The following is a 12,755-nucleotide window of genomic DNA, read 5'->3' as shown; positions in this document are numbered from 1 at the left end:
AATGCAGGATCAAAAGACAGCTGTGTCTGATATCACACAGCTGTCTTTTTTTATGCCCAAAATTCGAAACATTTTCCATCAGTGGCGTATAAAACCATCCCGCTTGGAAAAAATAAAAAGGATTATGAAATGGAGGGCTTTTGAGATGAAACGTCTTTTATCCACTTTGTTGATTGGTATAATGCTGCTTACATTTGCACCGTCTGCATTTGCAAAACAAGACGGAAAACGTACATCGGAGCTTGCTCATGAAGCGAAGTCTGCGGTGCTGATAGAACGTGACACGGGAAAAGTGCTTTACAACAAGAACAGCAATGAGAGACTGGCGCCTGCAAGCATGACGAAAATTATGACGATGCTTTTGATTATGGAAGCTTTAGATAAAGGCAAAATCAAAATGAGTGATAAGGTCCGTACAAGCGAGCATGCGGCGTCAATGGGCGGCTCACAGATATTCCTTGAGCCCGGCGAAGAAATGACTGTCAAAGAAATGCTGAAAGGCATCGCAATCGCTTCGGGAAATGACGCTTCCGTCGCCATGGCTGAATTTATTTCCGGCTCTGAAGAAGAATTTGTGAAGAAAATGAACAAAAAAGCAAAAGAGCTGGGATTGAAAAATACATCCTTTAAAAACCCAACAGGACTGACCGAGGAAGGACACTACAGCTCTGCTTATGATATGGCAATCATGGCTAAGGAGTTATTGAAATACGAATCAATTACGAAGTTTACCGGCACGTATGAAGATTATCTGCGTGAAAATACAGATAAAAAGTTTTGGCTTGTGAATACAAATCGCCTTATCAAATTTTATCCTGGTGTAGACGGCGTAAAAACAGGCTATACAGGCGAAGCGAAATATTGTCTGACTGCTTCGGCTAAAAAAGGAAACATGCGGGCCATAGCGGTTGTATTCGGAGCGAGCACGCCTAAAGAAAGAAACGCGCAAGTGACAAAAATGCTTGACTTCGCCTTTAGCCAGTATGAAACGCATCCTTTATATAAACGAAATGAAACAGTAGCAAAAGTAAAGGTCAAAAAAGGGAAACAAAAATTTATCGAACTTACTACATCTGAGCCGATTTCAATATTGACGAAAAAAGGCGAGGATATGAACGATGTGAAAAAAGAAATCAAGATGAAGGACAATATTAGTGCTCCGATTCAAAAAGGCCAAGAGCTTGGCACTCTTGTTCTGAAAAAGGATGGAGAAGTACTCGCTGAAAGTCCTGTTGCTGCAAAAGAAGATATGAAGAAAGCCGGGTTTATCACATTCTTGAAGCGGACGATGGGAGACTGGACAAAATTTAAGTAATTATGCCGAATGACCACTAGTTTTGTCACGGTGAAGGAATTCATTCCGTCGAAATCGAAACACTCATTATCCGATCATATCAAGGAGGAATGAGCATGAGCCTTGGAATTGACATGAATGTCAAAGAATCTGTGCTTTGTATTCGATTAACAGGCGAACTCGATCACCATACGGCTGAAACCCTGAAGCAAAAAGTGACTCAATCATTGGAGAAGGATGATATTCGCCATATCGTGCTGAACTTGGAGGACCTTTCCTTTATGGACAGCTCGGGGCTTGGCGTTATTTTAGGAAGATACAAGCAAATTAAGCAAATTGGCGGGGAAATGGTCGTTTGCGCTATCTCTCCTGCGGTGAAGCGATTGTTTGATATGTCGGGTCTGTTTAAAATTATCCGATTTGAACAATCTGAACAGCAGGCGCTCCTGACACTGGGGGTGGCATCATGAAAAATGAAATGCACATTGAGTTTTCTGCCCTCAGTCAGAATGAATCGTTCGCCCGTGTGACAGTTGCTTCATTTATAGCTCAGCTGGACCCGACAATGGATGAACTGACTGAAATCAAAACAGTCGTGTCAGAGGCTGTCACGAATGCGATCATCCATGGATATGAAGAGAACTGTGAAGGGAAAGTTTACATTTCAGTGACGCTGGAAGATCATGTCGTATATATGACTATTCGTGATGAAGGCTTAGGCATTACAGATCTTGAAGAAGCCCGTCAGCCTCTATTTACGACTAAGCCTGAGCTTGAGCGCTCTGGAATGGGCTTTACCATTATGGAAAATTTCATGGATGATGTCAGTATCGATTCATCGCCTGAAATGGGAACAACGATTCGCTTAACAAAGCACTTATCAAAAAGCAAAGCGCTTTGTAATTAAGGAGATTTGTTATGGATGTGGAGGTTAAGAAAAACGGCAAAAACGCTCAGCTGAAGGATCATGAAGTAAAGGAATTAATCAAACAAAGCCAAAATGGCGACCAGCAGGCAAGAGACCTCCTCATAGAAAAAAACATGCGTCTTGTTTGGTCTGTCGTACAGCGGTTTTTAAACAGAGGATATGAGCCTGACGATCTCTTCCAGATCGGCTGCATCGGGCTGTTAAAATCTGTTGACAAATTTGATTTAACCTATGATGTGCGTTTTTCAACGTATGCAGTGCCGATGATTATCGGAGAAATCCAGCGGTTTATCCGTGATGACGGAACCGTAAAAGTATCAAGGTCATTAAAAGAGCTCGGAAACAAAATCCGGCGCTCGAAGGATGAGCTTTCGAAAACACTGGGCAGAGTGCCGACGGTGCAGGAGATCGCTGACCATTTGGAGATTGAAGCTGAGGATGTTGTACTGGCCCAAGAGGCGGTAAGGGCTCCATCTTCGATTCACGAAACCGTTTATGAAAATGACGGAGATCCGATTACCCTGCTTGATCAAATCGCTGACAACTCAGAAGAAAAATGGTTTGACAAAATTGCGCTGAAAGAAGCGATCAGCGATTTGGAGGAAAGGGAAAAACTAATCGTCTATCTCAGATATTATAAAGACCAGACACAGTCCGAGGTGGCTGAGCGGCTCGGGATCTCTCAGGTTCAGGTTTCCAGGCTTGAAAAGAAAATATTAAAACAGATCAAGGTTCAAATGGATCATACGGATGGCTAGTCTGCAGTGCAGGCTAGCTTTTTTGTGTGCAAAAGCGTGGTAATTTATGGTCTTTTCGAGCGGATGAATGAGAACAAAATCGAACCACATACTACATATATAACCACCGAAAGATGGTGATCAATGATGGAACGACGAATATTTATCCGGCTTCGCCACCGGGTGCTGGCACATCCAGGGGATATTATTACCGTTGGAGATGCCGCACAAATAGAAGGGCAGCTTCAGCTGAAAAAGAAACTTTCGGCTATGCCGCTTTATCAGGTGAGCGAAAAAGATAAAAATATCGTAATTCTGGATATCATACAAGTCCTCAGAGCCATTCATTTACAAGATCCGGCACTTGATGTTCAAACCGTAGGCGGAGCAGAAACCATTGTTGAAATTCAGTATCGAAAGCGAAATTTATCAACGGTTCTATTTATCGGTGTCTGGCTGCTTCTGTTTATTGGATCGTGTCTTGCCATCATGAACTTTCATGAGGATGTAAGCATGAGAGATGTTCATATCGCACTATATGAAATCATAACCGGAGAGAGGAATGACTATCCATATTTGCTTCAAATCCCATACAGCATCGGTTTGGGACTGGGGATGATCGTGTTTTTTAACCACATATTTAAAAAGCGCCTAAATGAAGAGCCCAGCCCGCTGGAGGTTGAGATGTTTAACTATCAGCTTGATCTCGATCAATATGTGGCCATGCATGAGAATCAAGAAACCATAAAGGATCTGCATGATCGTTAGTGTATTGTTCATTATTTTTGTCGGGCTCGGCGGAGGCATAACGGTGGGGGCGGGTTTCGTTGCTTTTTTAACCGTAATGGGAATCATTCCGCGGCTGATGCAGCTCACCAAAACAATGAGATTTGTTCAGGCTTATGAAGCGGCTGTTATTCTTGGCGCGGTTTGCGGGGGATGGGAGACGCTTCATATGAATCATCTTTATCTAACAAAATGGATAGCTGTGCCGGTCGGGCTTCTGGCAGGTTTGTTCGTCGGGATGCTAGCGGCTGCTCTTACAGAGGTTTTAAATGTCCTGCCGATTTTGGCGAAACGAATCGGGCTCAGAAGTAAAATCATTATTTTATTAATGGCCATCGTGATTGGGAAAATCGCGGGATCTTTATTTCACTGGCTGTACTTTATTGACCATTCATAAGGAGGTTTCAAGATGACAAACATAAAAGAAAATTACAAATCAAAAGTGAAAACATATCAGCCTAAGCCGCCTTACGTCTGGAACTGTGTAAAAGCCTTTTTAGTGGGCGGGCTGATTTGTGCAATTGGGCAAGGTCTGCAAAATTTTTATATCCATTTTTTTGATTTCAATGAAAAAACTGCGGGGAATCCAACAGCTGCAACGCTGATACTAATTTCTGCCCTGCTTACAGGGCTCGGCATCTATGACAGAATCGGACAATTCGCAGGCGCAGGTTCAGCCGTACCTGTCACAGGTTTTGCCAACAGTATGGCAAGCGCGGCTCTTGAATATAAAAGCGAAGGATTAGTGCTTGGAGTAGCGACAAATATGTTTAAACTGGCAGGGAATGTTATTGTTTTCGGAGTTGTAGCTGCATACATCGTTGGAATGATTCGGTTTGCTTTTGAGAAACTGATGTCATAGGAGGAGAAGAAAATGAAATTAACAGGAAAGCAAACCTGGGTATTTGAACATCCCATATTTGTCAACTCAGCGGGAACGGCAGCAGGACCAAAGGAAAAAGACGGACCGCTCGGCTCTTTATTTGATAAAACCTATGACGAAATGCATTGTAATCAAAAAAGCTGGGAGATGGCGGAACGGCAGCTGATGGAAGACGCTGTTAATGTTGCGCTTCAAAAAAACAATCTGACAAAAGATGATATTGACCTATTGCTGGCAGGCGACTTGCTGAACCAAAACGTGACGGCTAACTATGTGGCAAGACACTTGAAAATCCCATTTCTTTGTATGTTTGGCGCCTGTTCAACATCAATGGAAACAGTGGCTGTCGCATCAGCCTTAGTTGATGGCGGGTTTGCCAAAAGGGCACTCGCTGCCACCAGCAGTCACAATGCAACTGCGGAAAGACAGTTTCGCTATCCGACAGAATACGGAGGGCAAAAACCGGACACTGCTACCTCCACTGTAACCGGAAGCGGTGCAGTTGTCATCAGTCAGACACCGGGTGATATCCAAATCACAAGTGCGACTGTCGGAAAGGTTTCTGATTTAGGAATTACAGATCCTTTTGATATGGGATCGGCTATGGCTCCGGCTGCAGCTGATACGATTAAGCAGCACTTTAAAGATCTCAACCGGACAGCGGATGACTATGATCTAATCCTGACAGGTGACCTGTCAGGCGTCGGTTCTCCAATCGTAAAAGACATTTTAAAAGAAGATGGATATCCAGTCGGCACAAAGCATGATGATTGCGGGCTTCTGATTTACACTCCGGATCAGCAGGTCTTTGCCGGGGGGAGCGGCTGTGCTTGTTCAGCGGTTGTCACCTACTCTCATATTTTTAAGCAGCTGAGAGAAGGAAAATTAAACCGTGTATTTGTCGTGGCGACCGGGGCGCTATTAAGCCCGACGATGATCCAGCAAAAAGAAACCATCCCGACTATCGCCCACGGGGTTGTATTTGAGCGTGCAGGAGGTGCATCTTAACATGGACTACCTTTTGGCTTTTGTATGCGGCGGGGCCATTTGTATCGTCGGCCAGCTGCTCTTGGATATCTTTAAATTGACGCCAGCTCATGTCATGACATCATTTGTTGTAATCGGTGCAATATTAGATGGTTTCGGCATTTACGATAAATTTATTGAATTTGCCGGAGGAGGCGCCACCGTTCCGATTGTCAGCTTCGGTCACAGTCTTCTGCACGGTGCCATGCATCAGGCGCATATACACGGATTTATCGGAATCGGCATGGGGATTTTTGAGCTGACCTCGGCCGGTATCTCAGCCGCTATTCTCTTCGCCTTTATCGTAGCTGTTATTTTCAAACCGAAAGGATAATGCCGACATGACGACAAAACGCAAGGTCATACTGGTAACAGACGGGGATGTTTATGCCGCTAAAACAATTGAATACGCCGCAAGCAAAGTGGGAGGTCGATGTATTTCACAATCAAAAGGGAATCCTTCCACCCGCAGCGGCGCCGAGCTTGTCAAGCTGATCGCCTCAGCACCGTATGATCCTGTATTTGTCATGTTTGACGACTCCGGCCTTCAAGGAGAGGGTCCGGGAGAAGCCGCTCTAACCTATGTCGCAACCCATCCGTCTATTGAAGTGCTCGGTGTGATTGCGGTCGCGTCAAAAACACATCAGGCTGAATGGACCAGGGTCGATGTAAGCATTGACCGCAATGGAGAAATAACTGAATACGGCGTCGATAAAGTCGGGGAAAGAGAATTTGATGACCACAGAATGAGTGGAGATACAGTCTATTGCCTTGATAAACTTGATCTCCCGCTTATTGTCGGTATCGGGGATATCGGCAAAATGGGCAGAAAAGACGATATCTCAAAAGGGTCGCCAATCACCATGAAAGCGGTCGAGTTTATTTTAGAAAGGAGCGGGTATCATGCCGGACCACAAGGAAGAGAAAATTCGGGTTTATCGGAATCCAGCTAAAAATGAAGAGTATTTCAAAAACCGTGTTGGGATGGGGACGAGCTATGATGTAGGTGTTCGCAAGCTCACGATTTTAGATAAAGAGATCCAGCTTTACTATCTAAATGGATTATGCGATACAGCCTATATTATTCATTTAATGAGAGAGCTTGTTGCCATTAACAATCGGAAAGAAGACCCTGATGAGCTGGTCGACATCGTCGAAAACAGGCTGCTTAACGCCCAGGTCGAAAAAGTAAAAACCTTGGATGAAACCACCGACCAAGTGCTGTCCGGGCTCGTCGCTGTCATTGTTGAAGGTGCAGGCTTCGCATTTATAATTGACGTCAGAAGCTATCCGGGCAGAAACCCGGAAGAACCTGATACGGAAAAGGTAGTCAGAGGAGCCAGAGACGGATTTGTTGAAAATATCGTCGTCAATACGGCCCTTCTCAGAAGGCGGATCAGAGACGAGCGCCTTCGAGTCAAGATGACTAAAGTTGGTGAGCGGTCAAAGACGGATTTAAGCATTTGTTATATAGAAGATATAGCTGATCCGGATCTGGTTGAGATCGTAGAAAAAGAAATTGCATCCATTGATGTCGATGGATTAACAATGGCAGACAAAACTGTCGAGGAATTCATTGTGAATCAAAGCTATAATCCTTTTCCGCTCGTGCGCTATACAGAAAGACCGGATGTGGCCGCAAATCATGTTCTAGAAGGCCATGTTATCATTATAGTGGACACATCGCCGAGTGTAATCATTACCCCTACGACTTTATTTCACCATGTGCAGCATGCTGAAGAATATAGGCAGGCGCCTTCAGTCGGGACCTTTTTAAGATGGGTAAGATTTTTCGGTATTCTTGCTTCTACTTTATTTCTTCCGATCTGGTTTCTCTTTGTGCTTCAGCCTGATCTGCTCCCGGACAACATGAAATTTATCGGTTTAAATAAAGATACGCATATCCCGATCATCCTGCAGATATTTTTAGCTGACTTAGGAATCGAGTTTCTCAGAATGGCTGCCATTCACACCCCGACAGCTTTATCGACAGCAATGGGTTTAATTGCCGCTGTTCTGATTGGGCAGATTGCGATTGAGGTCGGCCTTTTTTCTCCTGAGGTGATTCTGTACGTCTCACTTGCGGCGATTGGAACCTTTACGACGCCTAGTTATGAATTAAGCTTGGCAAACAAAATGAGCCGTCTTGTCCTCATGATACTCGTTGCCTTATTTCATATAAAAGGGCTCGTCATCGGGTTTACAGTGCTAATTATTGCCATGGCAAGCATCAAATCCCTTCAGACACCGTACTTATGGCCGTTGATTCCCTTTAACGGAAAGGCGCTGTGGCAGGTTCTTGTCCGCACAGCGAAACCTGGCGCAAAAGTAAGACCCAGTATCGTTCACCCCAAAAATCGCTTAAGGCAGCCTACCAATTCATAATCGCATTGAAACTGACTGAAGAGTATGATAATGTATGTCTTAATTATGAAGGGACAGTCCATAAAACTGTCCTTTCATCCATAAGCGGAGAAAGAGGGAATGACATTGTTCTTACACGGCACAAGCAGACAAAATCAACATGGTCATTTAGAAATCGGAGGTGTGGATGCTCTCTATTTAGCGGAGAAATATGGTACACCTCTTTACGTATATGATGTGGCTTTAATACGTGAGCGTGCTAAAAGCTTTAAGCAGGCGTTTATTTCTGCAGGGCTAAAAGCACAGGTGGCATATGCGAGCAAAGCATTCTCATCAGTCGCAATGATTCAGCTCGCTGAGGAAGAGGGACTTTCTTTAGATGTCGTATCCGGAGGAGAGCTATATACGGCTGTTGCGGCAGGCTTTCCGGCGGAACGCATCCACTTTCATGGGAACAATAAGAGCAGGGAAGAACTGCGCATGGCGCTTGAGCACCGCATCGGCTGCATTGTGGTGGATAATTTCTATGAAATAGCGCTTCTTGAAGACCTATGTAAAGAAACGGGTCACTCCATCGATGTTCTTCTTCGGATCACGCCCGGAGTAGAAGCGCATACGCATGATTACATTACAACGGGCCAGGAAGATTCAAAGTTTGGTTTCGATCTTCATAACGGACAAACTGAACGGGCCATTGAACAAGTATTACAATCGGAACACATTCAGCTGCTGGGTGTCCATTGCCATATCGGCTCGCAAATTTTTGATACGGCCGGTTTTGTGTTAGCGGCGGAAAAAATCTTCAAAAAACTAGACGAGTGGAGAGATTCATATTCATTTGTATCCAAGGTGCTGAATCTTGGAGGAGGTTTCGGCATTCGTTATACGGAAGATGATGAACCGCTTCATGCCACTGAATACGTTGAAAAAATTATCGAAGCTGTGAAAGAAAATGCTTCCCGTTACGGTTTTGACATCCCGGAAATTTGGATCGAACCGGGCCGTTCTCTCGTGGGAGACGCAGGCACAACTCTTTATACGGTTGGCTCTCAAAAAGAAGTGCCGGGTGTCCGCCAATATGTGGCTGTAGACGGAGGCATGAACGACAATATTCGTCCTGCGCTTTACCAAGCTAAATATGAAGCTGCGGCAGCCAACAGGATCGGAGAAGCGCATGACAAAACGGTATCAATTGCCGGAAAGTGCTGTGAAAGCGGAGATATGCTGATTTGGGATATTGACCTGCCGGAAGTAAAAGAAGGCGATCTTCTTGCCGTTTTTTGTACAGGCGCTTATGGATACAGCATGGCCAACAATTATAACCGTATTCCGAGACCCGCCGTTGTATTTGTCGAAAACGGTGAGGCTCATTTAGTCGTGAAGCGAGAAACATACGAAGATATTGTAAAACTTGATCTGCCATTTAAAACGGGTGTAAAGCAATAAAAGAAAGCGCCGATTTTTCGGCGCTTTTCTTATTTGAATATAGATACAATCGCATTCCAGATAGATACGAAGAAATCAATGACTTTCTGGATGAAGTTTTTGCCTTCATCTGATTCTATGAATTTCGTAATCTTATCTTTGGCTTTATCAAGCTGGTCACTGACCTGTCCCCAGTCAATGTCAGCGTTTTTCATCTTATTGAATAGGGAGACAAGCTGATTCTTTTGGCTGTCTGTAAGTGTGACGTTTAAATCAGAAGCTGCGTCGTCAACTTGTTTTTCGATGTCAGCTTTATTATCAGGCACCCCGTTTTTAGCAAACTCTTCTTTGATTTTTGCAATCAGGGCTGCCGCATTTTCGTTACCGATTTTGTCTCCAAGCTCTGATGTCGTGACAAGCTCTTGGTTGGCGACCTGCTTAACATCCTCCGAGATCGCTTCGTCAGAAGAAACTTCATACGCCTTTATCAATCCAGTTAAAGCCGCAGTCCCGGATACTTCAAACGGTGCTGTAACATACACCTTCGCATCTTTAACACCGGCTGTCATCAGTGCATTCAGGTACATTTCATCCGTGATGCCGCTGATATTATGGGTCTCAACATTCAATCCGGAGCCTTTTTTGGCAATGGTGATTGAGGATGAAGAAATCGCTCTCGATCCGATTTGTGCGTTCGATATATATTTTCCTAAATATTCATGTTCTTCCTTATTGGTCACGGTTACCGTTGTGGCATTATCAGGGACATTCATTTCATCAAGCACTTTTTGTTTGTCGGATTCTGACAAATCAGCACCAAGTGTTACAATGACATCTCCAACTGCGGCATCCGCGAGACTGACCTTCGGAACCGTCAGCAGCAAAACGGCCGCTGCCAGCATTCCAATCCAAATTTTCTTCAAAGCAGTTTGACCTCCTTCAATTTCACAAGCAGCTGGATAGTGCTGCTTTGTGAGGACCTGAATCATGAAAAATACAGTTCCGTTAGGTTAGACGGAGATAAAGAGATTCAGGTTTCATTTTTATTTTTTAGTAAAGCCGGGAGATTCGTTTTCCCCCGAAAGGTGTGGTATAATAGCCGCGACAAGGAGAGACAGGCTATAACCTATCATACATAATCTCCTTTGAAAATTAAAATAAAGAAAGTAGGCATACAATTGAAAACAGGTTACTTTTTATTAGAAGACGGGAACAAAATTGAATTTGAACTTTATCCTGAAGCTGCACCTGGAACTGTTGCAAACTTTGAAAAGCTTGCGAACGAAGGCTTTTATGACGGGCTTACATTCCACCGAGTGATCCCTGGCTTCGTCAGCCAAGGCGGATGCCCGCACGGAACTGGTACAGAGTCAAATACCCACCCTAAACCTGTTGCCCTTACTAATCTTAACCTGTCAAGCCTACTTTCTTCTTTGGAACTATCTAAAAGCATACAATTTGAATATGAGATACAGAGAGGAGCTTAACAGCTTCTTTTTTTTTAGGGGAGGGCATTAGTGGGGCTTTAGAGAGTGCTGAGGAGGCTTTAGAAGGCTGTTTGCTTGTGTCTGATACTAAGTAAGGTGTAGCCATTAAAGCGCCTGAGGGGGCTAGTTTGGTGTTTGTAGAAGTGAATACAAATGAGTACAGAGAGACTGCATAAGCCTCTCTGTTTTTTTTCTTTATGAGCCTGCTCCTCTTGAGGCTACAGTTACCTCATTGCTGTCATGCTGTAGAGTTTGGAATCTGTCAGCCTGAGGGGTGTTTAAGGTACTTACCACAAGTAAGCCAAGAGTTGAAGTGATAATAGCAGCTATAACAAGTTTTTTCATGTTAAATGACCTCCTTACCTGTTAGCTTACTTGATTTTATTGCCTTTTCCAAGAAATATGAAGATTCTTTATAATTATTTAATGAACTATACACATGAGCTACATCTACAGCCAGTGCCTCTATGTCCACATATGCCTGTCTAGCTTCAAGCTTGTCTATGTTTGCCTTAACTTGCTCTATGGACTCCTGAGGAGAGCTGTAGCACATATGCAGAATAGAGAATTTTAAAGAAAAGTTTGTATTGTCTATTTGTTCTGAGAATTTAATGCCTTCATCTACCCACTCAAGGGCTTTGGCTGTTTCCCCAGTTTTGTAGTTAGACCTTGCAGATTCATACACACACTGTAGATAAGATACAGGAGCATTCTCTTTAAGGTTGTCAGTTTTGAATGCTGTATCAAAGAACTGGATAGCCTCACAGTGCTTGTCCTCTTGTATCTTCAAAAAGCCTAAGTCATAGTAAGCCAAGGCTAAGAGGTGATTATCTCCTGACTTTTTCAACTTTTCTACACAGTCCTTTAGCATGTCCTCTGCTGTCTCTAATCTGCCATCATCAATATAATTCAAGGCTAACAGCATGTCACAGTTGATAACCTGTTTCTCATAGCCTCCATGCCCTTTATAAATACCTTTAGCTTGTGATAGGTGATGATAAGATAATAAGGTGGTCTTTGTGAAGTAATACAGGCTTCCTAGCTTATAATGAAACTCAGCTTTTTCTATTTCATCATATACCTTATCTAACTGTTTCTCAGCCATCCTAAAGAGAGACAGTGCTTGAGAGTAATTATTCCTTGAGCTTTCAAACATTCCCTTGAATAGGAAGAAATAAAACCTAAGCATGTCATCTGTCTTTATTCTTTCCTCATCAGTTAAAGTAGGCTCTTTCCCTGCTAAATCCTCCATAAGGACTTTAAACCTATAATCTAAGATATTGAAATAAAGAAGTACATCTTGATTCTCCTCCATGTCCTCAAGCACATCAATGATCTTGTCTCTAAGCTCTACAGCCTGAGAAATCTCTCTCTTTCTGATATGAACATACCAGTCATTGATGAGGTTAGCTACATCCACTGAGGCTAACTCAGTCATTAAAAAACCCTCCTTTAGTCAGTATGTACAATATTTTACAGAAAAGTCCTAATTTTTGCAAAGGCTAATTGTTTCATATTAAGTATCAAAAAAGTATCAAAAATTACAATATAGTGTTTGACAGTATACTGTAACTATAGTATACTAAAAGAGTAGAGAGGAGGGAAGAAGTGAGATATAGAGAAGTAGCAAAAACCCTCAGGAAACAAGGCTGTGAAGTCATTCGCCAAAATGGAACTTCACATGTAATATGGTATAGCCCACTGACGAACAGAAACTTTCCTGTTCCTAACCATCCCAGTAGAGATATACCAAAGCCTTTCCTAAGGGAATTATCCAAACAGTCAGGGGTTAAGCTCATCTAAGAGCTTTCCCTGCTCTTTCTCA

15 protein-coding genes and 1 pseudogene are annotated in these 12,755 nt (G+C 43.3%); 13 read left to right on the top strand and 3 right to left on the bottom strand.

What is annotated here, in order from left to right:
• Positions 1 to 145 precede the first annotated feature (145 nt).
• The 12 genes from dacF to lysA all read left to right on the top strand — a co-directional run bounded on the left by dacF (position 146) and on the right by lysA (position 9,464).
• Complete coding sequence (gene dacF, locus MHH79_RS12085) at positions 146 to 1,315, top strand: D-alanyl-D-alanine carboxypeptidase DacF (RefSeq protein WP_031315198.1); 1,170 nt, start codon at positions 146 to 148, stop codon at positions 1,313 to 1,315.
• A 95-nt stretch (positions 1,316 to 1,410) separates the two neighbouring features.
• Positions 1,411 to 1,764 (top strand): anti-sigma F factor antagonist, encoded by a 354-nt coding sequence (spoIIAA, locus tag MHH79_RS12080; protein ID WP_004398633.1) that lies wholly within the window; start codon positions 1,411 to 1,413, stop codon positions 1,762 to 1,764.
• Positions 1,761 to 2,201, top strand: coding sequence for an anti-sigma F factor (gene spoIIAB / locus MHH79_RS12075; protein ID WP_014477237.1), 441 nt, complete (start codon positions 1,761 to 1,763; stop codon positions 2,199 to 2,201). The genes spoIIAA and spoIIAB overlap by 4 nt, the downstream gene beginning before the upstream one ends.
• A gap of 11 nt (positions 2,202 to 2,212) precedes the next feature.
• On the top strand, positions 2,213 to 2,980 hold the full coding sequence (gene sigF / locus MHH79_RS12070) for an RNA polymerase sporulation sigma factor SigF (protein WP_063335253.1): 768 nt from the start codon (positions 2,213 to 2,215) through the stop codon (positions 2,978 to 2,980).
• Between the two features lie 126 nt (positions 2,981 to 3,106).
• Positions 3,107 to 3,727 (top strand): stage V sporulation protein SpoVAA, encoded by a 621-nt coding sequence (gene spoVAA, locus MHH79_RS12065; RefSeq protein WP_015483402.1) that lies wholly within the window; start codon positions 3,107 to 3,109, stop codon positions 3,725 to 3,727.
• The gene (gene spoVAB, locus MHH79_RS12060) at positions 3,717 to 4,142 is read left to right on the top strand and encodes a stage V sporulation protein SpoVAB (RefSeq protein ID WP_003230463.1); all 426 of its coding nucleotides are present in this window, start codon (positions 3,717 to 3,719) and stop codon (positions 4,140 to 4,142) included. Before spoVAA ends, spoVAB begins: the two co-directional genes overlap by 11 nt.
• Positions 4,143 to 4,154: 12 nt before the next feature.
• Positions 4,155 to 4,607: a stage V sporulation protein AC gene (gene spoVAC, locus MHH79_RS12055; protein ID WP_029726751.1), complete on the top strand. Its 453-nt coding sequence runs from the start codon at positions 4,155 to 4,157 to the stop codon at positions 4,605 to 4,607.
• A 12-nt stretch (positions 4,608 to 4,619) separates the two neighbouring features.
• On the top strand, positions 4,620 to 5,636 hold the full coding sequence (gene spoVAD, locus MHH79_RS12050; RefSeq protein ID WP_003230465.1) for a stage V sporulation protein AD: 1,017 nt from the start codon (positions 4,620 to 4,622) through the stop codon (positions 5,634 to 5,636).
• Between the two features lies 1 nt (position 5,637).
• Positions 5,638 to 5,988 (top strand): stage V sporulation protein AE, encoded by a 351-nt coding sequence (gene spoVAE / locus MHH79_RS12045; RefSeq protein WP_003230467.1) that lies wholly within the window; start codon positions 5,638 to 5,640, stop codon positions 5,986 to 5,988.
• Positions 5,989 to 5,995: 7 nt separating this feature from the next.
• Positions 5,996 to 6,607, top strand: a complete 612-nt coding sequence (gene spoVAEA / locus MHH79_RS12040; protein WP_003230469.1) for a stage V sporulation protein SpoVABEA — start codon at positions 5,996 to 5,998, stop codon at positions 6,605 to 6,607.
• Entirely contained in the window at positions 6,558 to 8,039 is a 1,482-nt protein-coding gene (gene spoVAF / locus MHH79_RS12035) for a spore germination protein SpoVAF (RefSeq protein WP_003230471.1), read from the top strand. Before spoVAEA ends, spoVAF begins: the two co-directional genes overlap by 50 nt.
• Positions 8,040 to 8,144: 105 nt before the next feature.
• Positions 8,145 to 9,464 (top strand): diaminopimelate decarboxylase, encoded by a 1,320-nt coding sequence (gene lysA, locus MHH79_RS12030; RefSeq protein ID WP_004398851.1) that lies wholly within the window; start codon positions 8,145 to 8,147, stop codon positions 9,462 to 9,464.
• A 29-nt stretch (positions 9,465 to 9,493) separates the two neighbouring features.
• Here lysA and MHH79_RS12025 read toward each other — a convergent pair whose 3' ends face one another.
• On the bottom strand, positions 9,494 to 10,366 hold the full coding sequence (locus MHH79_RS12025; RefSeq protein ID WP_014480169.1) for a DUF1002 domain-containing protein: 873 nt from the start codon (positions 10,364 to 10,366) through the stop codon (positions 9,494 to 9,496).
• Positions 10,367 to 10,621: 255 nt separating this feature from the next.
• On the opposite strand from MHH79_RS12025, the pseudogene MHH79_RS12020 reads away from it, so the two are divergent.
• Positions 10,622 to 10,807 (top strand): annotated as a pseudogene (locus MHH79_RS12020) (peptidylprolyl isomerase); the annotation flags it as partial.
• A gap of 318 nt (positions 10,808 to 11,125) precedes the next feature.
• Here the strand turns inward: MHH79_RS12020 and MHH79_RS12015 are convergent.
• Both MHH79_RS12015 and MHH79_RS12010 read right to left on the bottom strand, forming a co-directional pair.
• Positions 11,126 to 11,275 (bottom strand): hypothetical protein, encoded by a 150-nt coding sequence (locus MHH79_RS12015; RefSeq protein WP_340034510.1) that lies wholly within the window; start codon positions 11,273 to 11,275, stop codon positions 11,126 to 11,128.
• A gap of 1 nt (position 11,276) precedes the next feature.
• A complete protein-coding gene (locus tag MHH79_RS12010; protein WP_340034508.1) occupies positions 11,277 to 12,368 on the bottom strand; it encodes a tetratricopeptide repeat protein in 1,092 nt (363 codons plus the stop codon).
• Positions 12,369 to 12,755: the final 387 nt, after the last annotated feature.

It is taken from the genome of Bacillus sp. FSL K6-0993 (genome assembly GCF_037977205.1).
Taxonomy (GTDB): Bacteria; Bacillota; Bacilli; order Bacillales; family Bacillaceae; genus Bacillus; species Bacillus subtilis.
This window is presented reverse-complemented; position numbering and strand designations above follow the sequence as displayed.